This is a genomic window from Enterobacter sp. LM3 (assembly GCF_046622475.1).
In the GTDB taxonomy this organism is placed as follows: Bacteria; Pseudomonadota; Gammaproteobacteria; order Enterobacterales; family Enterobacteriaceae; genus Enterobacter; species Enterobacter cloacae_P.
In genome coordinates, this window is the sequence record NZ_JBJURN010000015.1 from 64,347 (window position 1) to 88,240 (window position 23,894).

Genomic DNA, 23,894 nt, shown 5'->3' on the forward strand with positions numbered 1-23,894 from the left:
CGTGTGGGTCCAGTCATGTTGGATGTAGAAGGGTTTGAGCTGGATGCGGAGGAGCGTGAAATTCTGGCGCACCCGCTGGTTGGTGGTCTGATTCTGTTTACCCGCAACTATCACGATCCGGAGCAGCTGCGTGAACTGGTCCGGCAAATCCGCGCAGCATCCCATCATCGTCTGGTGGTCGCTGTAGACCAGGAAGGCGGGCGCGTACAACGTTTCCGCGAAGGCTTTACCCGCCTGCCAGCGGCACAATCATTTGCGGCACTGTTGGGTACGGAAGAGGGCGGCAAACTGGCACAGGATGCGGGCTGGTTGATGGCCAGTGAGATGATTGCGATGGATATCGACATCAGCTTTGCACCGGTGCTGGACGTAGGGCATATCAGTGCTGCCATTGGTGAACGTTCGTATCATGAGGATCCGCGTATTGCACTGGCGATGGCTACCCGTTTTATTGATGGTATGCACGATGCGGGAATGAAAACCACCGGGAAGCACTTCCCTGGCCACGGCGCAGTGACTGCGGATTCGCACAAAGAGACGCCACGCGATCCGCGTCCGGAGGCGGACATTCGTGCCAAAGATATGTCGGTATTCCGTTCGTTGATTACCGATAACAAACTGGATGCCATCATGCCAGCACACGTGATTTACAGTGATGTTGACCCGCGTCCGGCCAGCGGTTCTGCGCACTGGCTCAAAACCGTTCTGCGCCAGGAGCTCGGTTTCAACGGTGTGATTTTCTCCGACGATTTGTCGATGGAAGGAGCGGCGATTATGGGGAGCTATGCAGAACGCGGGCAGGCGTCGCTGGATGCGGGTTGCGATATGATCCTCGTCTGCAATAATCGTAAAGGAGCCGTCAGCGTGCTGGATAACCTGTCGCCGATCAATGCAGAGCGTGTTACACAATTGTATCATAAAGGTTCATTTAGTCGTCAGGAGCTGATGGGCTCGGCGCGCTGGAAGACGGTCAATGCCCAGCTTGAAGCACTGAATGAGCGCTGGCAGGCACATAAAGCCAGCCTTTAAACCCTCCCGGAAGGCGTAGCGTGGTGAGAGACAATGATCATCTATTTACACGGTTTTGACTCAAACAGTCCAGGTAATCATGAGAAGGTGCTGCAGCTGCAGTTTATCGATCCAGATGTACGGTTGATCAGCTACAGTACGCGCCATCCGAAGCATGATATGCAGCATTTACTCAAAGAAGTGGACAAGATGTTGCAACTCAATGTTGATGAGCGCCCGCTCATTTGTGGTGTCGGGTTGGGGGGCTACTGGGCAGAGCGGATTGGGTTCCTGTGCGACATTCGCCAGGTGGTGTTCAATCCTAACCTGTTCCCGAATGAAAACATGGAAGGCAAAATCGATCGCCCTGAAGAGTACGTCGATATTGCCACCAAGTGCGTCAGTAACTTCCGCGAGAAAAACCGCGACCGCTGTCTGGTGATCCTCTCGCGCAATGATGAGGCCCTGAGCAGCCACCGGGCTGCAGAGCTGCTGCATCATTACTATGAAATAGTCTGGGACGAGGATCAGACCCACAAGTTCAAGAATATCTCTCCGCATTTACAACGCATCAAAGCCTTTAAAACACTGGGCTGAGCACCATCATCTTACTCACCAGGCCTGGCCGTGACAGCGTGCCGGGCCTTCTTTTTTGCTAAATTTGTACAAATTTACGCCATCAAAACTTGATGCATATCAATTTTGGTATGACCAATGCGCCTGACGTGTTATTCTCAATGCACCTGAATGGTTTCAGTGCTGTAACTTGTTGTTAACTAAGAGTTATTTCAATAACTTTTAATTAACAATTGGTTAATAATTTGAGGGGGTCACGTTGACTACGCCATTGAAAAAGATAGTGATTGTAGGCGGTGGTGCTGGCGGGCTGGAGCTGGCAACACAGTTGGGCAAGAAGCTGGGTCGCGGCAAAAAAGCCAAAATTACGCTGGTGGATCGTAACCACAGTCACCTGTGGAAGCCGTTGCTGCACGAGGTGGCGACCGGTTCGCTGGATGAAGGTGTGGATGCACTGAGCTATCTGGCGCACGCACGCAATCATCATTTCCAGTTCCAGCTGGGTTCCGTGGTGGACATCAACCGTGAAAGCAAAACCATTACCCTGGCAGAGCTGCGCGACGAAAAGGGTGAGCTGCTGGTACCTGAGCGCAAACTGGCGTATGACACGCTGGTGATGGCGTTGGGCAGTACCTCTAACGACTTCAACACGCCAGGTGTGAAAGAGCACTGTATCTTCCTGGATAACCCGCACCAGGCACGCCGTTTCCATCAGGAAATGTTGAACCTGTTCCTGAAGTACACCAATAGCATGGGTGCGAATGGTAAGGTTAATATCGCCATTGTTGGCGGTGGTGCGACGGGTGTTGAGCTCTCCGCTGAACTGCACAACGCGGTGAAACAGCTGCACAGCTACGGTTATAAAGGGCTGACCAACGACGCGCTGAACGTGACGCTGGTGGAAGCCGGCGAACGTATTCTGCCTGCGCTGCCTCCACGTATCTCCGGTGCGGCGCATAGCGAACTGACCAAACTGGGCGTACGCGTACTGACCCAGACAATGGTCACCAGCGCGGATGCAGGCGGCCTGCATACCAAAGATGGCGAGTACATCAAAGCCGATCTGATGGTCTGGGCGGCGGGTATCAAAGCACCTGACTTTATGAAAGATATCGGCGGGCTGGAAACCAACCGCATTAACCAACTGGTGACAGAGCCAACGCTGCAAACCACACGTGACCCGGAAATCTATGCGATCGGTGACTGTGCGTCCTGTGCGCGTCCGGAAGGCGGGTTTGTTCCTCCGCGTGCCCAGGCAGCACACCAGATGGCAAGCCTGGTTCTGCACAACATTCTGGCACAGGCTAAAGGCAAGCCGATGAAGGCGTACACCTACAAAGATCACGGTTCACTGGTGTCGCTGTCTAACTTCTCTACCGTCGGTAGCCTGATGGGTAACCTGATGCGGGGGTCCATGATGGTGGAAGGGCGCATTGCACGCTTTGTGTATATCTCCCTGTACCGTATGCACCAGATCGCGCTGCACGGCTACTTCAAAACGGGCCTGATGATGCTGGTAGGCAGAATCAACCGCGTTATTCGTCCGCGTCTCAAGCTGCACTAATCCTCTCTTCCCTCCGGGCTTCCGGAGGGATTTTTTAGCATATCATGCTGGTAATCTCCCTCTGATCGCTTAGGAGTTCTCCGAAACGCGGTCATTCTGTCGATATCCCCACACTTTTACGCCTTTTTCCGATTGGCTAAATCTGCCGTTAATTGCAAAATTGTTACTAATAGCAACAAAGGAGGAAGTCCCGTGAATAAATCCATGTTGGCGGGTATAGGGATTGGCGTCGCTGCTGCGTTAGGTGTGGCTGCCGTTGCCAGTCTCAATGTGCTTGATCGCGGCCCGCAGTATGCTCAGGTAGTTTCCGCTACCCCGATTAAAGAAACCGTTAAAACACCTCGTCAGGAGTGTCGTAACGTTGCCGTGACTCATCGTCGTCCGGTACAGGATGAAAACCGTATCGCCGGTTCTGTGCTGGGTGCGGTAGCCGGTGGCGTGATTGGCCATCAGTTCGGTGGTGGACGTGGCAGGGATGTTGCAACCGTCGTCGGCGCACTGGGTGGCGGCTACGCCGGTAACCAGGTGCAGGGGGCAATGCAGGACAACGACACATACACCACGACTCAGCAGCGCTGTAAAACTGTCTACGACAAGTCGGAAAAAATGCTGGGCTATGACGTAACGTACAAAATTGGCGACCAGCAGGGCAAAATTCGGATGGATAAAGACCCTGGTTCCCAGATCCCCCTGGACGGAAACGGTCAGCTGGTACTGAATAACAAAGTGTAAAAAAGATGTTCTCTGAATTTAGCTCCTCAAGCGCTCAGGCTGAGGAGCTTTTTTTTTGCTCAGGCTTTGAGGAGTTCAGGCCACAGGCGCAGTGTGGTCTGGGTAATACTTTGCAGTTTTTCCAGCGTTGCGCCTTCACGGGCGCTGATCGACATGCCCTGCAAAATGCAGCTCAGAAATTGTGCCAGCGCCTGTGGATGGCAATGCGCGGGTATTTCACCGCGCTGCTGGCGCTGGGCCAGAAATGTGCTCAACGTCTCTTCCTGCATGGCATGACGCGATTTCACCGTGTTGGCTATCTCTCTGGAAGATGCCGCAAGGGTGGCGGAGGTGTTAATCATAAAACAGCCCGCAGGCGTATCTTTGCTGGTGAAGCAGGTGGCGACGGTGGTGAAATAGTCCAGTAATGCTTGCTCAACACTTTTTTCTTCACAGAAAAGCTGCGCTTCGTGTTTGGCAGCAAAACGCGAGATGTATCTGTCCAGCACTGCTCTGAACAGCCCCTCTTTATTCGTGAATTCCGCATACAGCGTTGGCGCTTTAGCTCCGGTGGCCTCCACCAGATCGGAAAGCGACGTCGCTTCATACCCATGTTGCCAGAAGAGTGTCATGGCCTTATCAAGCGCTGCATCCCTGTCGAACACTTTTGGTCGGCCACGGCTTTTCTTTGCGCAACTCGTGACATCGGTTGTCATTTGCCGTTGGTCCTCTGTTGGTTTGTTGAATAGTCATTATAAAAATAAACGTGTGCCACCACCAGTGCTGATTGCTGAAAAATAAATTAATCATATCAATATGATTAATAAGAGAATTTAAATTAATTTAACGGTCGTTATAAAAAACATATTGACGCGTGATCTGGATCACATCTATCATTTACCTATCGATCGTTAAGTAAATAACTAACGACCTTCATATTCATCTGCCTAAAGGTAACAATCATGAAAAACGTAAAAACCCTGCTCGCTGCTGCTGTCCTGAGTTCACTTTCTTTCGCAAGCTTCGCTGCTGTTGAAGTGCAATCCACCCCTGCTGATCAGCATAAAGTGGGCACCATCTCCGCAAACGCAGGTACAAACCTGAGTTCTCTGGAAGATCAGCTGGCGCAAAAAGCTGACGAAATGGGGGCAAAATCTTTCCGTATCACTTCAGTCACCGGCCCTAACACCCTGCACGGTACTGCTGTAATCTATAAATAAGCTCGACAAAACCTGCAGTTATGCCACTGCAATCAAAAACGCCCTGCATGAGCAGGGCGTTTTTCGTTGTGCGTTACATAGACTGTTGAGTGGTATCGTGATACCGCGTGACATTTGTCGGCATACCGGATCGCGCTTCCATCGCGCGTTCCATCACGATGCCATCGGTGCCGGCATTAGCCTTGAAGCTCATCATTGCCGCATTCAGGTTGATTGGCAGTGTCTGCGGATCATCACCAATATTCTTCGATAACGGCTGGTGGATTTCGACCAGGCGTATGCCGCCCGGCTCCCCGGAGACCTTAATCGGTGTATTGATAATATTCACTTTGGTGCCTGGTGCGATCACGCTGTAAAGCGTTTTGATATCGTCATCGCGCAGACGAATACAACCGGAACTGACGCGCATGCCGATGCCAAAATCAGCATTCGTTCCGTGCAGCAGATAAACACCACCGTATGCCGCGAGGCGGATTGCATGGTGTCCCATTGGGTTATCCGGGCCTGCCGGTACAACAGTTGGCAGGTCAATCCCCTGCGCTTTATAGCGGGCACGGATGTTGGCCGTTGGTGTCCAGGTCGGGTTCGCGCGTTTGTCCGACACGGTGGTGATCATCGTTGGTGTAAGGGTATCGCCGCCCAGTTGACCAATGCCGATAGGGTAGACGGTGACGACGTTTTTGCCCGGCGGATAGTAGTAAAGACGCAGCTCGGCAAGATTTATTACGATCCCCTCGCGCGGTGCATCCGGCAAAATAGTTTGTAGTGGGATGGTCAGTACGCTGCCAGCACGCGGTACGTAAGGGTCAACGCCAGGATTAGCCTGCAGCAGTGCCAGAAAGCCGACGTTATATTTTTTGGCAATCGCTTCCAGCGAACCACCATTATTTTCAACCACATGAAAGCGGTTTTCCCCCACAACCTTACTGCCAGCAGGCGGAAGCGGCCAGGTGTTTGCGCGAGCAGGAAGCACAATAGCCACCGTTGCGGCCAGCGCAAACAGGGTTATCCAGCGAGTAAAACGCGAAGAGGTCATCATTACCATAATCCATATAAATGATAAGGTTATTGTTTTATAAGGCGTTAATGATAATTATGATGAATGAGTATGTCGGGAAGATCGGGGGAAGTGCAAAGAGTTTGTAAATAGTCCCCCGGCAGCAGGTGTTACCGGGGGGATTGAGAGCCCGTTACGCGATAGCGTTTTCTTCCAGCTGGCGCATAAAATTACGCACCCAGTCCATGCGGGTTTTACGCTCCGCCAGCGCCTGAACAAAGCGGAGGCGCGTTGGGCCATCAAGACGGAAGTGCTGCGGCTGTTTTTGCAGCAAACCAATCAGCCACATCGGGTCGACATGGTTTTTCTCGGCGAACTCAATAATGCCGCCTTTTTCATTGCTTTCGAACTTGCGAATGCCCAGTTTTTGCGCCTGTTGCCGCAGCCGCGCAATATCCAGCAGAGTTCTCGCGGCATCTGGCAGAAGCCCAAAACGGTCGATCAACTCGACCTTAATTTCTTCCAGTTCGGTTTCTTTTTTCGCACTGGCAATACGTTTGTAGAACGACAGGCGGGTATTCACATCCGGGATAAAATCATCCGGCAGCAGGGAAGGCATACGCAGTTCCACTTCCGTTTGCTGGCTGGTGAGATCTTCCAGCGACGGTTCACGCCCGGCCTTCAGCGCATCGACGGCATTTTCCAGCAGCTCCATATACAGCGAGAAGCCGATGGTTTCCATTGAGCCGCTCTGGTCTTCACCCAGTAGTTCACCGGCACCGCGGATCTCGAGATCGTGCGTCGCCAGCGCGAAACCGGCACCCAGATCTTCCAGCGAGGCGATCGCTTCCAGACGTTTTTGCGCGTCGGTCGTCATTGCTTTCGGATGCGGCGTCAGCAGCCAGGCGTACGCCTGGTGGTGTGAACGTCCGACACGACCGCGCAGCTGGTGTAGCTGTGCCAGACCAAAGTGATCCGCGCGTTCAATGATGATGGTGTTCGCTGTCGGAATGTCGATCCCGGTTTCGATGATGGTGGTACACACCAGCACGTTAAAACGCTGGTGGTGGAAGTCGTTCATCACCCGTTCCAGCTCACGTTCGCGCATCTGCCCATGACCGATGGCAATGCGTGCTTCCGGCACCAGCTCGGCCAGCCTGTCCGCCGCTTTCTGGATATTTTCCACGTCGTTGTACAGGTAATAAACCTGCCCACCACGCAGCACTTCACGCAGAATGGCCTCACGTACCACCAGATTGTCGTACTCGCGAACAAAGGTCTTCACCGCCAGACGGCGCGCTGGCGGGGTGGCGATAATCGACAGATCGCGCATGCCGCTCATCGCCATGTTCAGCGTACGCGGAATTGGCGTGGCGGTCAGGGTCAGAATGTCGACATCGGCGCGCATTGCTTTAATGCGCTCTTTATGACGCACCCCGAAGCGGTGCTCTTCATCCACAATCAACAGCCCCAGATCTTTCCATTTCACATCGCTCTGCAGTAGCTTGTGGGTGCCGATCAAAATATCGATCTTGCCTTCACTGGCCTGCTCCAGAATGTGTGTTTGCTCTTTGGCACTGCGAAAACGTGACAACATCTCAATGCGTACCGGCCAGTTGGCAAAACGGTCGCGGAAGTTGTCAAAGTGCTGTTGGGCGAGAAGGGTGGTCGGCACCAGCACCGCAACCTGCTTGTTGTTCTCTACGGCCAGGAAGGCGGCGCGCATCGCCACTTCGGTTTTCCCGAAGCCAACGTCGCCACACACCAGCCTGTCCATCGCCAGCGGCTGACACATGTCGCTCAGTACGGCATTAATAGCCTGTGCCTGGTCCGGCGTGGTTTCAAACGGGAAGCTGTCGCAGAACAGCTGATATTGTTCTTTATCGTGCTTAAAGGCATAGCCTTCTTTGGCTGCGCGCTGGGCGTAGATATCCAGCAGTTCTGCCGCCACATCGCGCACTTTTTCGGCGGCCTTCTGACGCGCTCGCGCCCAGGCATCACCGCCCAGTTTGTGCAGCGGTGCATTGTCCTCTGCGCCACCGGCGTAGCGGCTGATCAGGTGCAGGGAAGATACCGGGACATAGAGTTTGGCGTCGTTAGCGTAGGTCAGCATCAGGTACTCGCCTTTGATGCCACCCGCTTCAAGCGTGGTCATCCCCTGATAGCGCCCAACGCCGTGTTCGAGGTGAACAATCGGCTGGCCCGTGTGCAGCTCCGCCAGGTTGCGGATCAGCGTGTCCGGGTTGATGGTGCGACGGCTGTCCTGACGGCGACGCGCCACGCGTTCCCCCAGCAGGTCGCTTTCGCAAATCAGCGCCAGGTTGTTGAGCGTATCGATAAACCCGTGCTCGGCGGCACCGATCATCAGGTAACGCCCATTACCGCTGGCTTCGCTCAGCCGCAGAATGCGCTTCGGCGCAACTTTAATCCGCCCGAGCAGTTCACCCAGGGCTTCCCGGCGTCCTTCACTCTCAACCGAGAAGACCACCGGCCCGGTAAAGGATTCGAGGAACTTGCGCAGATTATCCAGCGGTGATTTTTGCTGCGCCTGAACGGCCAGCTCGGGCAATTTCTGGAACGCCAGATTAGTATTGGCCGCTTTGTCGGCAAGCGATTCCGTTTTGAGCTGCATACGCGGCCAGCGCTTCAGCTCGGCGTTTAGCTCATCAGTGCGTAGCCACAGCGTTTCCGGCGGCAGTAGCGGACGCATCGGATCCACGCCCCGACTTTCAAAGCGGGCGCGCGTTTCACTTTCAAAACGACTGGCACTGGCGTCGACATCACCGGTATTCACAATCAGCGTGTTTGCCGGGAAGTAGCTAAACAGTGCGGGCAGTGGTTCGTTAAAGAACAACGGCTGCCAGTATTCGATCCCCGCCGGCAGCGTGCCTTTGCTGACCTGCTGATAAATATGTTCGGCGTCACGCTTCACATCAAACTTGTCACGCCACTGGCTGCGGAACAGCTCGATGGCGGTTTTGTCCGTCGGGAATTCATGGGCGGGCAGCAAGTTAATGGAGTCCACTTCTTCCAGCGTACGCTGGGTGTCAGCATCGAACACGCGCAGGCTGTCGATTTCATCATCGAAGAAATCCAGGCGATAAGGCTGGTCGCTACCCATCGGATAGAGATCCAGCAGCGCGCCGCGCGTGGCGTATTCACCGTGCTCCATCACCTGATCGACGTGGCGATAACCAGCGCTATCCAGCTGCGCGCGCAGGGCATCGCGCGACAGGCGCTGGCCTTTTTTCATCACCAGGGCATGGCCATGCAGATAACTGTGTGGGCAAACGCGCTGCATCAGCGTGTTCACCGGGACGATTAATACACCGCGCTGCATGGTCGGTAATTGATAAAGTGTCGACAGACGTGAGGAGATGATCTCCTGATGCGGGGAGAAGCTGTCATAGGGCAGCGTTTCCCAGTCGGCCAGGCTGGACACCAGGTTATCGGTGAACTGCCGAATTTCGTCGTGCAGACGCAGGGCATTTTGCATGTCCGGGGCAACCAGCACCACCGGGCCAGGATGGCGCTCAGCGATTTCTGCCACCAGCGTGGCACACGCCGCGCCCGTGAGTTCGCCCAGCTGGCGCTGGTCGCCCGCTTTGACGGGCAAGGAATAACGATAGTGTTCAGCCATGGCTATGTCAGAGTCTCTTATGGATATACCAACAGTATTGGGGCATATCACTGATACGCAATGTCTTTATTATCCTCGATCGTTTTGCATAAGCAAACTGGAACCGCACGGGAGGGATTCGTCCCCAGGAGGTGAGGGAGGTCATCAGTAACAGTCTGTATCGGGACGTTTTTCGGAAAAGGTGAGGGCTTCTGTAGGGAGGTTAAAAGAGTAGCCCAATGATTTATCTGAATTTTTAGGAATAATGATTACCAAAGCTTACGGTTTCAGTCATTTACGCTTAACGGATTCGCTTATATACTCGTGGGTCTGCTATCAGCAAACAGACGGATTTCATGTACCAACCTGTCGCACTCTTTATAGGCTTACGTTACATGCGTGGGCGCGCCGCGGACCGTTTCGGTCGCTTTGTCTCCTGGCTTTCGACTATTGGCATTACGCTTGGCGTGATGGCTTTAGTGACGGTACTGTCCGTCATGAATGGCTTTGAGCGCGAGCTGCAAAACAACATCCTGGGGCTAATGCCGCAGGCCGTTCTCTCATCAACTAACGGTTCTATTAATCCGCAACAGCTGCCGGAAAGCGCGGCGAAGTTACAGGGTGTCACGCGCGTGGCTCCGCTCACGACGGGCGATGTCGTGCTGCAAAGCGCACGTAGCGTGGCAGTAGGCGTGATGCTGGGTATTGACCCGGCGCAAAACGATCCGCTGACGCCGTACCTGGTCAACGTTAAACAGACTGACCTGGAAGCCGGTAAATATAACGTGATCCTTGGTGAGCAGCTTGCCGGGCAGCTCGGCGTCAACCGTGGCGACCAGCTGCGCGTGATGGTGCCGTCTGCCAGCCAGTTTACACCGATGGGACGTCTGCCGAGCCAGCGTCTGTTCAACGTGATTGGTACGTTTGCCGCCAACAGCGAAGTCGACGGTTATCAGATGCTGGTTAACATTCAGGATGCTTCTCGCCTGATGCGTTACCCCGCAGGGAACATCAGCGGCTGGCGTCTGTGGCTTGATGCGCCGCTGAAGGTCGATACCCTCAGCCAGCAAAAATTACCGGACGGGACAAAATGGCAGGACTGGCGCGAGCGTAAGGGCGAGCTGTTCCAGGCCGTGCGCATGGAGAAGAACATGATGGGGCTGCTGTTGAGTCTCATTGTGGCGGTGGCGGCGTTTAACATCATCACCTCGCTGGGGCTGATGGTGATGGAAAAGCAGGGCGAAGTCGCCATTCTGCAAACCCAGGGGCTGACGCCGCGCCAGATCATGGCCGTGTTTATGGTGCAGGGAGCCAGCGCCGGGATTATCGGTGCGCTGCTTGGTGCGGTGCTGGGGGCGCTGCTTGCCAGCCAGCTTAACAACTTAATGCCAATCATCGGTGCGTTGCTTGATGGTGCGGCACTGCCAGTGGCTATCGAACCGCTGCAGGTGATCGGTATTGCGCTGGCTGCGATGGCCATTGCGCTGCTTTCTACGCTTTATCCTTCCTGGCGCGCTGCCGCCACTCAACCCGCTGAGGCTTTACGTTATGAATAAGATCCTGTTGCAATGCGACAACCTGTCCAAACGCTATCAGGAAGGCGCTGTGCAGACCGACGTGCTGCACAATGTGAGCTTCAGCGTAGGCGAAGGCGAGATGATGGCGATTGTGGGGAGCTCTGGCTCCGGCAAAAGTACCCTGTTGCACCTGCTGGGTGGGCTGGATACCCCAACGGCAGGTGATGTGATTTTCTCCGGCCAGCCGATGAGCAAAATGTCTTCTGCGGCAAAAGCGGAACTGCGTAACCGTGAGCTGGGCTTTATCTACCAGTTCCACCACCTGCTGCCGGATTTCACTGCGCTGGAAAACGTGGCGATGCCACTGCTGATTGGCAGGAAGAAACCCGCAGAAATTAACACCCGTGCCAGCGAGATGCTGAAAGCCGTGGGGTTGGGGCATCGCGGTAATCACCGTCCGTCCGAGCTGTCCGGCGGCGAGCGTCAGCGTGTGGCAATTGCCCGTGCGCTGGTCAATAACCCACGCCTGGTACTGGCAGACGAACCGACGGGGAACCTGGATGCGCGCAATGCGGACAGTATTTTCCAGCTTCTGGGTGAACTGAATGCCTCCCAGGGGACCGCGTTTCTGGTCGTGACCCACGATCTGCAGCTGGCAAAACGTATGGGACGCCAGCTTGAAATGCGTGACGGTCATCTGAATGCTGAACTGACCCTGATGGGAGCGGAGTAATGGCTTCACCGTTATCGTTACTTATCGGGTTGCGTTTTAGCCGTGGCCGCCGTCGCGGCGGTATGGTGTCGCTCATTTCGGTCATTTCCACCATCGGGATTGCGCTTGGCGTGGCGGTGCTGATTGTGGGCTTAAGCGCCATGAACGGTTTTGAGCGTGAGCTGAACAACCGCATTCTGGCGGTAGTACCGCACGGTGAAATTGAACCGGTTAACCAGCCGTGGACAAACTGGAGCGATGCGCTCAGCAAAGTAGAGAAAGTGCCGGGTATTGCTGCGGCTGCGCCCTATATTAACTTTACCGGGCTGGTGGAAAGCGGCGTTAACCTGCGCGCCATTCAGGTAAAAGGGGTAAACCCGGTGCAGGAAGAGCGACTGAGCGCGTTGCCGAAATATGTACAGAATGGCGCGTGGTCCAGTTTTAAGGCCGGTGAGCAGCAAATCATCATGGGCAAAGGCGTGGCCGATGCGCTCAAGGTGAAGCAGGGCGACTGGGTATCCATCATGATCCCGAACGCCAGCGCCGACCATAAACTGCAGCAGCCTAAACGCGTGCGTCTGCACGTGACCGGTATTCTTCAACTGAGCGGCCAGCTCGATCACAGTTTCGCGATGGTACCGATGGACGATGCGCGTCAGTATCTGGACATGGGCGACAGCGTGACGGGGATTGCCATTAAGGTTAACGACGTCTTTAACGCCAACAAACTGGTGCGCGATGCAGGTGGTGTGACCAACAACTATGTCTACATCAAGAGCTGGATTGGCACTTACGGGTATATGTACCGTGATATCCAGATGATCCGCGCCATTATGTACCTGGCGATGGTGCTGGTGATTGGTGTGGCGTGTTTTAATATCGTCTCGACGCTGGTGATGGCGGTCAAAGACAAGAGCGGTGACATTGCTGTGCTGCGTACCCTGGGGGCAAAAGACGGTCTTATTCGCGCCATCTTTGTCTGGTACGGTTTGCTGGCGGGGCTGTTTGGCAGCCTGTGCGGTGTGGTGATTGGCGTGGTGGTTTCACTTCAGCTGACGCCAATCATTAACGGGATTGAAAAGCTAATTGGCCACCAGTTCCTGTCAGGTGATATCTATTTTATTGACTTCCTGCCGTCTGAATTGCACTGGCTGGACGTTATTTATGTGCTGGTTACAGCACTTTTACTGAGTCTGCTGGCAAGCTGGTATCCGGCGCGTCGCGCAAGCCGAATTGATCCGGCGAGGGTATTAAGTGGCCAGTAATTACGTCATGATTCATTGTCTTATACACAAAATCATTCAAGCTGGATCAAGGCGGCAAGTCTGAGAATCCCCAGAAGCTTACTTAAGTAGGTGACTGGGGTGAACAGACGAAGCCAACGCAGAGGCAGTTTGAAGGATGAAGTGTATGGCCGCTGAATCAAAAGAGGAATGCATTATGTATTATGGATTTGATATTGGCGGCACTAAAATTGCGTTGGGCGTGTTTGATGAAAACCTCAAACTGCAGTGGGAAACTCGTGTTCCCACCCCGCGTGAAAGCTACGATGAATTTTTAACGGCCATTGCCGCGCTGGTGGCGCAAGCCGACGCTCGTTTTGGTGTAAAAGGCAGCGTCGGCATTGGTATTCCGGGAATGCCCGAAACGGAGGATGGCACGTTGTATGCCGCCAACGTTCCTGCAGCCAGCGGTAAACCGCTGCGCGCCGATCTCTCTGTTCTCCTTGAACGCGACGTGCGTTTAGATAACGATGCCAACTGTTTTGCTCTCTCGGAAGCCTGGGACGACGAGTTCCGCCAATATCCGCTGGTGATGGGGCTGATCCTCGGTACGGGCGTCGGAGGCGGGATCGTCATCAACGGTAAACCGATTACCGGGCACAGTTACATCACGGGTGAATTCGGCCATATCCGCCTGCCGGTGGATGCGCTGGAGGTGGTGGGGCGCGATTTCCCGCTGACGCGCTGCGGCTGTGGTCAGCGCGGCTGCATTGAAAACTATCTTTCAGGCCGTGGGTTTGCATGGCTTTATGAACACTTCTATCATCAGAAACTTGAAGCCATCCAAATCATTACCTTGTGGGAGCAGGGGGATGCGCAGGCGCGTGAACACGTCGAACGCTATCTTGATTTGCTGGCGGTGTGTCTGGGGAATATTCTGACTATTGTCGACCCGGATCTGCTGGTGATTGGGGGTGGGCTTTCAAACTTTACAGCGATTACGGAACAGTTGTCCGGGCGTTTGCCCCGACATTTATTGCCGGTCGCCCACGTGCCGCGTATTGAACGCGCGCGGCACGGGGACGCAGGAGGCATGCGCGGAGCCGCATTCCTTCATCTCACCGATTAGTTTACGAGGTTACTATGCTGTCGCGTCGGTTAGGTCGACTCAGCCGTTTTCGCAAAAATAAACGCCGCTTACGTGAGCGCTTGCGCCAGCGGATTTTTTTCAGGGACAGAATGATGCCGGAAGCGATGGATAAACCCAGAGTGGTGGTCCTGACCGGTGCGGGGATCTCTGCCGAATCTGGTATTCGTACCTTCCGTGCGACGGATGGGCTGTGGGAAGAGCATCGTGTCGAGGATGTGGCGACGCCGGAAGGCTTCGCCCGCGATCCGGAGCTGGTGCAGGCGTTTTATAACGCCCGTCGTCGTCAGCTTCAGCAACCGGAGGTTGCGCCGAATGCGGCGCATCTGGCACTTGCGCAACTGGAAGAGGCGCTGGGGGATCGTTTTCTGCTGATCACGCAGAATATCGACAACCTGCATGAGCGAGCGGGTAACCGGAACATCATCCATATGCACGGTGAACTGCTGAAGGTGCGCTGCGCCTGGAGCGGTCAGGTGCTGGACTGGAAAGAGGATGTGCTGGAGGAAGACCGGTGCCATTGCTGTCAGTTCCCTTCGCGCCTGCGCCCACACGTGGTCTGGTTTGGTGAAATGCCGCTGGGGATGGATGATATATACAGTGCGCTGGCAATGGCGGACGTGTTTATTGCTATTGGCACCTCAGGCCATGTCTATCCGGCAGCAGGTTTTGTACACGAAGCGCGGCTACATGGTGCTCACACGGTAGAACTTAATCTTGAGCCGAGCCAGGTTGGGAGCGAGTTTGAAGAGAAGCACTATGGCCTGGCAAGTCAGGTGGTACCGGAATTTGTCGATAAGCTGCTGAAAGGGCTGTAACCGTAAAAAGGCACCCGTTTTACCGGGTGCCTTTGTCGTTATGAATTAAAGAATGCCAGCGTTTTCTCCAGTGATTTCGCCTGCTCGTCCAGCGACAGTGCTGCGGCTGAAATCTGCTGCACCAGTGACGCATTCTGCTGAGTCGTGCTGTCCATCTGATTGACGGCGGTGCTGACCTGACTAATCCCCCGGTTCTGCTCGTCCAGCGCCTGAACAATTTCGTTAATCACCAGGTGCACATGCGACACGGCCTCGATGACCTGCTTCATCATGCCACCGGTTTCATTAACCAGTTCAACGCCTTTGCTGACGCGGCTCGACGACTCCGCAATCAGATGTGAGATCTCTTTGGCCGCGTTGGCGCTCCGCTGGGCAAGATTGCGGACTTCACCAGCCACCACGGCAAACCCGCGTCCCTGTTCGCCCGCCCGGGCGGCTTCCACGGCAGCGTTCAGCGCCAGAATATTGGTCTGGAAGGCAATACCGTCCACAATGCTGTTGATCTCGCCGATTTTACGGGCGCTCTCGTCTATTTCTGCAATCACGTCCACGACCTCGTTCACCAGCGTTTCACCCCGACCGGCGATCGTGGCCGCATGGTCGGTCAGACGTGTCGCCTTGTGAGCATTGTCGGCGTTATTTTTCACCGTGGCTGAAATTTCTTCCATGCTGGCTGCTGTCTCAACAATCGCCGCCGCCTGTTCTTCGGTACGCGAGGCCAGATCAAGGTTACCCGCCGAAATTTCGCTGGTGCCGCCGTGGACAGTGTGACTGGCCTCGTTGATGTTGTCGACGATGCGTCTGAGCTGCATCTGCATGGTATGCAGGGCGTAGAAAATGCTGCGGGTATCGCCAGCCCGAACCGGGATAACGTTATTTAAATCACCCCGTGCAACGGCCAGCGCAATACCGGCGGCATCAGCCGGCTCACCACCAACCGGGCGGTCAACTTTGCGGGTAAAGATCTGTGCCATCACCAGGCTAACCACCACGATACTTAACACCATCAGGATGATGGCTTTCAGCAAAAACTGCCTTGCCTCGGCCATCACTTCGCTGACCGGTGTGACGATGGCCAGCTTCCACGGCGTTTCACTGTTGCCGATAGTGATGGATTGCCAGGTAATAAACACCTCTTCCTTCAGAAGAGGATCGGGAACGCGGATGACGTCGTTACCGGCAATTTTACCTGCATAAGGCTTACCCACGGCCCGTTTATCCGGGCTGGAAACCACGGTGTTGCCTGCTGAGAGGAGCAGGGCATAGCCTGTGTTGTTCCAGGGTTTAATCGCACCGATCATCGTCTGCAGCGTGGCCAGTGAGAAGTCGGATGTTACTGACCCCAGGAACTGACCATCGTGCATGATGGGTGCAGCAATCGACGTGAGCATCACGTCAACGCCGTTGTAGGGGTAAATATAGGGCTCGATGATGACGTCTTTTTGTCGCTGCTTCGGCAACAGATAGTAATCACCGCTGCCCGGCGTTTCTATATCAGTCAGCAGGTGTAACGCGGGTTTTCCCGTGGTATCGCGGTCGACGTAGCGAGCGTAACGTCCTGCCGGATCTTCACCGCTCTGACCGGCAAAAGTGGCATCTTTGCCATCGAAGGCGTTGGGTTCAAACGCCATCGACATGGACAAAAAATTGCCGTGCGCGGTGAGATAATGCGTGAGCAGCTGGTTTAACCCCTGACGGTCAGCCATTCCCGCGTCACGCAACGCAAGGGCGCTGTTGCCGATATCCCGGGCGGCTGTCAGGGCTGAATCCATCTGCTTACTGACCTGTAAAGACTGAACTTGCGCAATTTGCTGGATGTGCTTTTTGGCCAGAACCTCTTGCTGAGCCATCCATTGCCACATCATAAAACCGATCGTTGCCGTAAAGCCTACCGTCACGGTGATAAAAATAGATAACAGCATCAATGTTTTGACACTTAATTTTCGTTTTTGGATCATAGCGTTCTTCACTCTTTTCTCCAGGAATGTCGCACATACCGGGCATGTACAGATCATTTATCGGATATATCTCCATTTTTCTGTAGAGTGCGGGATAAATTTAATTTAAATTTTGAGAATGCAATTCCTTTTGATTAGTGTGGTTGCTAATGTTTTGTGCAATAAATCAAAATAGCGCTCGATAATGCTCGTTATACTCGTGTAAAAAGAAGATGCTAATAAATATAAAAACGATGAGGAGGATGGGATATGTACGCATTTATCGCGAGACAACCCATTTTTAACACGGATATGAATACAGTGGCGTATGAGCTGCTTTTCAGGGATGGGATGACAAACCGTTTTCCGGATGTGTCGGCGGAATATGCAACATCCAGGATGATTTCTGACCAGTTTTTATGTGTCCCGTCTCAGCAGATTGCTGGGACACACACATCGTTTATCAATTTCCCTTCCCGAATGGTAATCGATCGCAGCGGAGAAGCGCTGGATAAAGATAACGTGGTTGTTGAGATCCTCGAGGATGCTGTCCCGGGAGACGAATTATTGCAGGCCGTGAAAGAGATGAATGCCCACGGATATCGCTTTGCGCTGGATGATTTCACCCTTGCACCTGAATGGGATGTTTTTTTACCCTATATTTCCATACTGAAATTCGATGTCAGAAATAATACCTTAGAGCAAATTGAAAATTATTTGCAACAGCGTAAAAAGCTGACCGGACATATTAAGTATCTCGCTGAAAAAGTTGAGACTAAAGAGGAATTCAAAAAATACCGCGATGCAGGTTTTTCTCTGTTTCAGGGTTACTTTTTCTGCCGCCCGGAGATCATAAAATATAAGCGGTTATCGCAAAACCAGCTCGCAATTTTTCGTCTGCAGATGGAAATAGGACGCAACAAACCCGATTTCCGGATTATCGAGTCGCTGATTAAAACAGACCTCACTTTGTCCTATAAAATCATGCGGTATATGAAACATACCGCATTTAAATACTGTAGTGCCTGTAATTTTAGTAAGTTAACGCTAAGTGAAGTGCTTAGGTATCTCGGTGAGAACCAGCTCAGAAGATTTGTTGCGGTCGTGGTGCTGGCCAGCGCGGGTAATGATACCGTTAACGAGCTTTACCCTCTGAGTATGATGCGAGGGAAATTTTGTGAACTGATCACCGAGAAAATGGGGGAGCCGACGCAGGCTGAAAATGCGTTCCTGTGCGGCCTGTTCTCGTTGCTCGATACTATCCTTGAACTGCCGATGACTGAGTTAATGAAGCAAATTGCCGTGCCACAGAGTGTGAGCAATGCGTTGTGTCATCAGGAAGGGCTGTTAGCCGACATCGTTACGCTTTGCCGCTACTATGAACAGCAGGAGTGGGATGAGGCGACCAGAATGTGTAACGTGTTGGGTCTGTCGGATGAGGATGTTGTCGGGGCCATGCGAGTGGCAACGATCTGGGCAGGGGAGAATGCAGCCAGTTAATCGGTCCTCACGCCGCCTGTGCGACGTGAGGACGTGTGCGACACGGCTTAGCGGCCCGCTTTTAACTTCTGGTAATACTCTTCGTAAAGACGACTGGCATCACCGACGTCGTTCTGCCACTCCCCTTTACTGATGATTTGCGCATCCGGGTAAAGCGATTTATCGTTCGCGACCGCCGGGCTGAGCAGCTTACGCGCGGCCAGGTTTGGCGTTGGGTAGCCAATAGTCTCGGCAACCTGTTTCGCCACATCCGGGCGCAGAAGGAAGTTAATCAGCTTCAGCGCACCCTCTACATTTTTCGCATTTGACGGAATAGAGAGGCTGTCCATCCAGAAGATCCCACCTTCTTTCGGCCAGACGACTTCCAGCGGTGTACCGGCCTGGCGTGCAACATACGCGGAGCCGTTCCACACCATACCCAGGTTCACTTCGCCTTCCATATACGGGTTTGCCGGGTTATCGGAGTTAAACGCTGCCACGTTAGGCATCAGCTTTTTCAGCTCATAATAGGCCGCTTCAATTTCTTTTGGATCCGTGGTGTTGCCAGAGTAACCCAGCTTACGCAGTGCAATCTGGAACACTTCGCGGGCGTCGTCAGTGAGCAGCAGGCTACTTTTGTATTCCGGTTTCCACAGATCGGCCCAACGGGTGACGGTTTTAGGGTCGATGGCGTCACTGTTGATGCCAATAGCCGTCGCGCCCCAGATATACGGAATAGAGTAGTCATTATTCGGATCAAACGGTTTATTGAGCATCTCCGGATCGAGGTTGCTGAAGTTAGTCAGCTTCGTTTTGTCGATCTTCTGGATCATGCCCTCTTTGCGCATTTTATCGACGAAATAGGTTGAGGGAACCACCAGATCATACGCGCCGTTTTTGTAGGTTTTGAGCTTGGCGTACATGGTTTCATTCGACTCGTAGGTGGAATAGATAACCTTGATACCCGTCTCTTTTGTGAACTGTTCCAGCAGGCCTGGCGGCACATACTCAGTCCAGTTGTAGAAATAGAGCGTTTTGCTGTCATCAGCATGCGCAGTACCCATACCGAGCACCAGTGCTGCAGCGGCAAGCATTTTTTTCATTTTAAAGTCCCCAGAGATTTTGTTTTGTCACGCGCAATAACCTGGCTGGCAACCACCATAACCAGCGATAACACCAGCAGAATCGTCGCCAGCGCGTTCACCTCGGGCGAAACGCCAACTTTGACCATTGAATAGATCTTCAGTGGCAGAATCTCATAGCCTGGCCCGGTCACGAAAGAGGAGACCACGACGTCATCCATCGACAGGGTAAAGCTGAGCAACCACCCGGCAGCCACCGCAGGCATCGCCAGCGGCAGGATGATTTTACGCAGGATGGTCATCTCGCTGGCCCCCAGATCTTTCGCCGCCTCCAGCATTCGCACGTCGAACCCTTTCAGGCGTGCGAAAACGGTTACCACGACAAACGGCAGGCAGAACGTGATGTGGGAAAACAGCAGCGACCAGAATCCCAGCTGTACGCCCAGCAGCATAAATAGCACCAGCAGGGAAATCGCCATCACAATATCGGGTGACATCATCACGACAAACAGCATGCCGCTGACGAACGGCTTGCCACGAAATTGATAGCGATACAACGCCACGGCGGTGAGTGAGCCGATCAGCGTGGCAAAGGTGGCGGAGAAAATCGCCATCGTCAGCGAGTGTTGAGCGGCCTGCAGCAGGCTATCATTGTTCATCAGCAGGCTGTACCAGTTGGTGGTAAACCCTTGCCAGTTGATCCCAAAGCGTGAGCTGTTAAACGAGTTCACGATCAAAATGATAATCGGGATATAGAGATATGCATAAATGGCGGCCATAAAACCGCCGCGAAGCAGTCGGCCGATCATTCGAGTTCCACCCTTTTGTTCAGCAAGCGCGAGGCTCGCCAGTACACCAGCAGCATCAGACCCATCACCACCGTCAGCGTAATGCTGGTGGCGGAGCCAAATGGCCAGTCACGGATGTTCAGGAACTGGCTCTTAATCACGTTACCGATGAGCAGGTTTTTTGCCCCGCCCATCAGGTCAGAAACGTAGAACAAACCCATTGCGGGCAGCATCACCAGCAGACAACCGGCGATAATGCCGGGCATGGTCAGCGGGATCACGATACGAATAAAGGTCTGCAATTTACTGGCACCCAGATCTTTCGCCGCTTCCAGCAGCGGCTTATCGAGTTTTTCGATGCTGGAGTAGAGCGGCATCACCATAAACGGCAGCAGAATATAGACCAGACCGATAATCACCGCTCCCGGGGTGAACATGATGCGGATTGGTGTATCAATCACCCCCAGCCACAGCAGGAACTCGTTCAGATATCCCTTCGTGCTGAGGAAGATTTTCAGGCCGTAGATGCGGATTAACGAGTTGGTCCAGAAAGGCACAATCAGTAAAAATAACAGCAGTGGGCGTATCTTTTTCGGCAGACGCGCGAGGAACCACGCGAAAGGATAACCCAGCACCAGACAGGCAACGGTGGCTATCAGCGCCATACTGAGCGAGTGCAGGAGCACGTCAAAATAGAGCGGGTCGAGCAGGCGTGAGTAGTTCTCCAGCGTAAAGACCAACTGAACGAAACGGGTATCGTCGCGGGTCAGGAAGCTGGTCGCGATGATCATCAGGTTGGGTAAAAAGACAAACAACACAAGCCAACCGACGATAGTGGCAATCACCACATTCTGGAATTTACTTGTGTTCTTCATCAGCCAGTACAACCTCCCAGCTTTCTACCCAGTTGATGACCATTTTTTGATCAAGAGAGTGGTCAAAGTCCGGGTCATCTTCGTTAAAGAATTCGCTGACGAGAACCATCTTACCGTTTTCCAGTTCGACGACGGACTCCAGCGTCATCCCCTTATAGTTCCGCTCGCGGATATAGCCGATAAGACCGTCGGCATCGTCACTGCCGTGAATTTCATCAACACGCAGGTCTTCCGGGCGCAGCAGAACGTTGAGCTTTTGCCCCTTTTCAACGGCAAAGTTAACGGTGATATTGCACTCGTGGCCTTCGACACGGGCTCGAACGCGCTCTTCATCCAGACGTTCAATGACTGTAGCATTGAAGATATTGATTTCGCCAATGAAGCTTGCCACAAACAGGTTTTTCGGCTCTTCATAGATTTCGCGAGGGGTACCGTCCTGCTCGATTTTGCCGTCACGCATCACGACGATGCGGTCTGACATGGTCAGCGCTTCTTCTTGATCGTGGGTGACAAAGACAAAGGTGATACCCAGTTTGCGCTGTAAGGCTTTCAGTTCGTTCTGCATCTGCTTGCGCAGTTTGTAATCCAGTGCGGAAAGCGATTCATCCAGCAGCAGCAAGCGCGGTTTATTGACCACTGCACGCGCGATGGCCACACGCTGTTGCTGGCCGCCGGAAAGCTGGTGGGGGTTACGCTGAGCAAACTCCTCCAGCTGAACCATACGCAGTGCTTCGGTAACGCGCGCGGGAATGTCTTTTGCCGGTGTTTTTTGCATCCGCAGGCCAAACGCTACGTTCTCAAACACGGTCATGTGCGGGAACAACGCATAACTTTGAAAGACGGTATTAACGTGGCGATTTTCGGCGGGAACCTGGGTAATGTCCTGGTTTTCAAGATGGATAAGGCCGTTATCAACGTTTTCCAGCCCGGCGATAAGGCGCAGTACAGTTGTCTTACCGCAGCCAGAAGGGCCAAGTAGCGTGAGAAACTCACCATCATTGATGGTCAGGCTGAGATCGGAGATCACTGCTTTACCATCAAAACTTTTACAAATTCGTTCCAGTTGCACCAGCGGTGAACGTGAACGGCGTTGTGTATTCAATTTTTGTGCTGTCCCATATAAACGCCTCAGGCAGCAGACTGAAGCGGGGTTTGTGTGTAACCGTAACCACCCTGGTGACGCGTAATGAGGGCGGACATTCTACGGCAATCCCCTGCAATCGCCAATCCTTGTCACTGATCTATAAGCTACATTTATTAACGCATAAAGATATAAACGTAAAAAGTTCTCGTTTGCGGGATAAAAGTGACCTGACGCAATATTTGCGTTTTGATGGTTATTGATAATGTTGTCACGAATAGTGAGGGTGACTGCATGGATAAATTACTTGAGCGTTTTTTACAGTACGTTTCGCTGGATACCCAATCTAAACCGGGTGTCCGACAGGTGCCGAGCACCGAAGGCCAGTGGAAGTTATTAAACCTGCTCAAAGAGCAGCTTGAAGCACAAGGGCTGGTCAACGTCACGCTAAGCGAGAAAGGCACTGTGATGGGAACGCTGCCGGCAAATGTCTCCGGGGATATCCCGGCGATCGGCTTTATCTCTCATGTTGACACCTCACCGGATTTTAGCGGTAAGCATGTGAACCCACAGATTGTTGAAAATTATCGCGGTGGAGACATTGCCCTGGGGATTGGTGATGAAGTGCTGTCACCGGTGATGTTCCCGGTTCTGCACCAGTTGCTTGGCCAGACGCTGATCACCACCGATGGTAAAACGTTGCTGGGGGCTGATGATAAAGCGGGTATTGCCGAGATCATGACCGCACTGGCGGTGCTAAAAGGCAAAAATATTCCGCATGGTGATATTCATGTGGCGTTTACGCCGGATGAAGAGGTAGGCAAGGGCGCGAAGCACTTCGACGTTGACGCCTTTGATGCGAAGTGGGCCTATACCGTTGACGGTGGTGGTGTGGGGGAGCTGGAGTATGAAAACTTCAACGCGGCGTCGGTCACCATCAAAATTGTGGGAAACAATGTCCATCCTGGCTCTGCAAAAGGGGTGATGGTGAACGCGCTGTCGCTGGCTTCCCGCATTCATGCGGAAGTGCCAGCAGAAGAGAGCCCGGAGCTGACTGAAGGGTACGAAGGTTTCTATCATCTGACCAGCATCAAGGGCTCGGTGGACAGTGCGCAGATGCACTACATCGTGCGCGATTTTGATCGCAAAGCCTTTGAGGCGCGCAAGCGCAAGATGATGGAAATTGCGAAGAAGGTCGGCAAGGGGCTGCACCCGGATTGCTACATTGAGCTGATTATCGAAGACAGCTATTACAATATGCGCGATAAAGTGATGGAGCACCCGCATATCCTCGATATCGCACAGCAGGCGATGCGGGATTGCGACATCGAACCGTTACTGAAACCTATTCGCGGTGGCACCGATGGTTCGCAACTGTCGTTTATGGGGCTGCCATGCCCGAACCTGTTTACCGGCGGTTATAACTACCACGGCAAGCATGAGTTCGTGACGCTGGAGGGGATGGAAAAAGCGGTGAAGGTGATTGTGCGGATCGCAGAGTTGACGGCGAATCGATGATAAAACGCCCGGTGGCGTAGCA

Annotated in this window: 20 protein-coding genes; 12 read left to right on the top strand and 8 right to left on the bottom strand. The window is 53.5% G+C overall.

Going from position 1 to position 23,894, the window contains the following annotated elements:
* Positions 1-3: 3 nt before the first annotated feature.
* The 4 genes from nagZ (at position 4) to ACJ9N4_RS15795 (ending at position 3,880) form a co-directional block, all read left to right on the top strand.
* Entirely contained in the window at positions 4-1,029 is a 1,026-nt protein-coding gene (nagZ, locus tag ACJ9N4_RS15780; protein WP_182271038.1) for a beta-N-acetylhexosaminidase, read from the top strand.
* Between the two features lie 33 nt (positions 1,030-1,062).
* Positions 1,063-1,605, top strand: a complete 543-nt coding sequence (gene ycfP, locus ACJ9N4_RS15785; RefSeq protein ID WP_182271039.1) for an alpha/beta hydrolase YcfP — start codon at positions 1,063-1,065, stop codon at positions 1,603-1,605.
* Positions 1,606-1,843: 238 nt separating this feature from the next.
* Complete coding sequence (locus ACJ9N4_RS15790; RefSeq protein WP_182271040.1) at positions 1,844-3,148, top strand: NAD(P)/FAD-dependent oxidoreductase; 1,305 nt, start codon at positions 1,844-1,846, stop codon at positions 3,146-3,148.
* 192 nt (positions 3,149-3,340) lie between these two features.
* Entirely contained in the window at positions 3,341-3,880 is a 540-nt protein-coding gene (locus ACJ9N4_RS15795) for a glycine zipper 2TM domain-containing protein (RefSeq protein WP_182271041.1), read from the top strand.
* Positions 3,881-3,939: 59 nt separating this feature from the next.
* Here ACJ9N4_RS15795 and comR read toward each other — a convergent pair whose 3' ends face one another.
* Positions 3,940-4,575, bottom strand: a complete 636-nt coding sequence (gene comR, locus ACJ9N4_RS15800) for a TetR family copper-responsive transcriptional repressor ComR (protein WP_182271042.1) — start codon at positions 4,573-4,575, stop codon at positions 3,940-3,942.
* 246 nt (positions 4,576-4,821) lie between these two features.
* On the opposite strand from comR, the gene bhsA reads away from it, so the two are divergent.
* Complete coding sequence (gene bhsA, locus ACJ9N4_RS15805) at positions 4,822-5,079, top strand: multiple stress resistance protein BhsA (RefSeq protein ID WP_182271043.1); 258 nt, start codon at positions 4,822-4,824, stop codon at positions 5,077-5,079.
* A gap of 73 nt (positions 5,080-5,152) precedes the next feature.
* Here bhsA and ACJ9N4_RS15810 read toward each other — a convergent pair whose 3' ends face one another.
* Together ACJ9N4_RS15810 and mfd are read right to left on the bottom strand one after the other, a co-directional pair.
* Positions 5,153-6,118, bottom strand: a complete 966-nt coding sequence (locus ACJ9N4_RS15810; protein WP_411500607.1) for a L,D-transpeptidase family protein — start codon at positions 6,116-6,118, stop codon at positions 5,153-5,155.
* A gap of 151 nt (positions 6,119-6,269) precedes the next feature.
* On the bottom strand, positions 6,270-9,716 hold the full coding sequence (gene mfd, locus ACJ9N4_RS15815; RefSeq protein ID WP_182271045.1) for a transcription-repair coupling factor: 3,447 nt from the start codon (positions 9,714-9,716) through the stop codon (positions 6,270-6,272).
* A gap of 335 nt (positions 9,717-10,051) precedes the next feature.
* On the opposite strand from mfd, the gene lolC reads away from it, so the two are divergent.
* From lolC to cobB, 5 genes are all read left to right on the top strand, one after another.
* On the top strand, positions 10,052-11,251 hold the full coding sequence (gene lolC / locus ACJ9N4_RS15820) for a lipoprotein-releasing ABC transporter permease subunit LolC (RefSeq protein ID WP_182919801.1): 1,200 nt from the start codon (positions 10,052-10,054) through the stop codon (positions 11,249-11,251).
* The gene (gene lolD, locus ACJ9N4_RS15825) at positions 11,244-11,945 is read left to right on the top strand and encodes a lipoprotein-releasing ABC transporter ATP-binding protein LolD (protein WP_182271047.1); all 702 of its coding nucleotides are present in this window, start codon (positions 11,244-11,246) and stop codon (positions 11,943-11,945) included. The genes lolC and lolD overlap by 8 nt, the downstream gene beginning before the upstream one ends.
* On the top strand, positions 11,945-13,189 hold the full coding sequence (gene lolE / locus ACJ9N4_RS15830) for a lipoprotein-releasing ABC transporter permease subunit LolE (RefSeq protein ID WP_182271048.1): 1,245 nt from the start codon (positions 11,945-11,947) through the stop codon (positions 13,187-13,189). The genes lolD and lolE overlap by 1 nt, the downstream gene beginning before the upstream one ends.
* Positions 13,190-13,364: 175 nt before the next feature.
* Complete coding sequence (gene nagK, locus ACJ9N4_RS15835; protein ID WP_182271049.1) at positions 13,365-14,276, top strand: N-acetylglucosamine kinase; 912 nt, start codon at positions 13,365-13,367, stop codon at positions 14,274-14,276.
* A gap of 14 nt (positions 14,277-14,290) precedes the next feature.
* Positions 14,291-15,112: a Sir2 family NAD+-dependent deacetylase gene (gene cobB, locus ACJ9N4_RS15840; RefSeq protein WP_182271050.1), complete on the top strand. Its 822-nt coding sequence runs from the start codon at positions 14,291-14,293 to the stop codon at positions 15,110-15,112.
* 38 nt (positions 15,113-15,150) lie between these two features.
* Here cobB and ACJ9N4_RS15845 read toward each other — a convergent pair whose 3' ends face one another.
* On the bottom strand, positions 15,151-17,070 hold the full coding sequence (locus tag ACJ9N4_RS15845) for a methyl-accepting chemotaxis protein (protein WP_230857857.1): 1,920 nt from the start codon (positions 17,068-17,070) through the stop codon (positions 15,151-15,153).
* A 249-nt stretch (positions 17,071-17,319) separates the two neighbouring features.
* Between ACJ9N4_RS15845 and ACJ9N4_RS15850 the strand changes: the two genes are divergently transcribed.
* Positions 17,320-18,549, top strand: a complete 1,230-nt coding sequence (locus ACJ9N4_RS15850) for an EAL and HDOD domain-containing protein (protein ID WP_182271052.1) — start codon at positions 17,320-17,322, stop codon at positions 18,547-18,549.
* A 47-nt stretch (positions 18,550-18,596) separates the two neighbouring features.
* Here the strand turns inward: ACJ9N4_RS15850 and potD are convergent, their stop codons facing one another.
* From potD to potA, 4 genes are read right to left on the bottom strand one after another with little or no spacing between them, the layout of a single operon-like run.
* Complete coding sequence (gene potD, locus ACJ9N4_RS15855; RefSeq protein WP_182271053.1) at positions 18,597-19,631, bottom strand: spermidine/putrescine ABC transporter substrate-binding protein PotD; 1,035 nt, start codon at positions 19,629-19,631, stop codon at positions 18,597-18,599.
* Positions 19,628-20,419 (bottom strand): spermidine/putrescine ABC transporter permease PotC, encoded by a 792-nt coding sequence (gene potC, locus ACJ9N4_RS15860; RefSeq protein ID WP_182271054.1) that lies wholly within the window; start codon positions 20,417-20,419, stop codon positions 19,628-19,630. Before potC ends, potD begins: the two co-directional genes overlap by 4 nt.
* A complete protein-coding gene (gene potB, locus ACJ9N4_RS15865) occupies positions 20,416-21,273 on the bottom strand; it encodes a spermidine/putrescine ABC transporter permease PotB (RefSeq protein WP_182271055.1) in 858 nt (285 codons plus the stop codon). The genes potC and potB overlap by 4 nt, the downstream gene beginning before the upstream one ends.
* A complete protein-coding gene (potA, locus tag ACJ9N4_RS15870) occupies positions 21,257-22,405 on the bottom strand; it encodes a spermidine/putrescine ABC transporter ATP-binding protein PotA (protein WP_182274492.1) in 1,149 nt (382 codons plus the stop codon). The genes potB and potA overlap by 17 nt, the downstream gene beginning before the upstream one ends.
* Before the next feature lie 243 nt (positions 22,406-22,648).
* Between potA and pepT the strand changes: the two genes are divergently transcribed.
* Positions 22,649-23,872, top strand: a complete 1,224-nt coding sequence (gene pepT / locus ACJ9N4_RS15875; RefSeq protein WP_411500608.1) for a peptidase T — start codon at positions 22,649-22,651, stop codon at positions 23,870-23,872.
* The last annotated feature ends 22 nt before the right edge of the window (positions 23,873-23,894 follow it).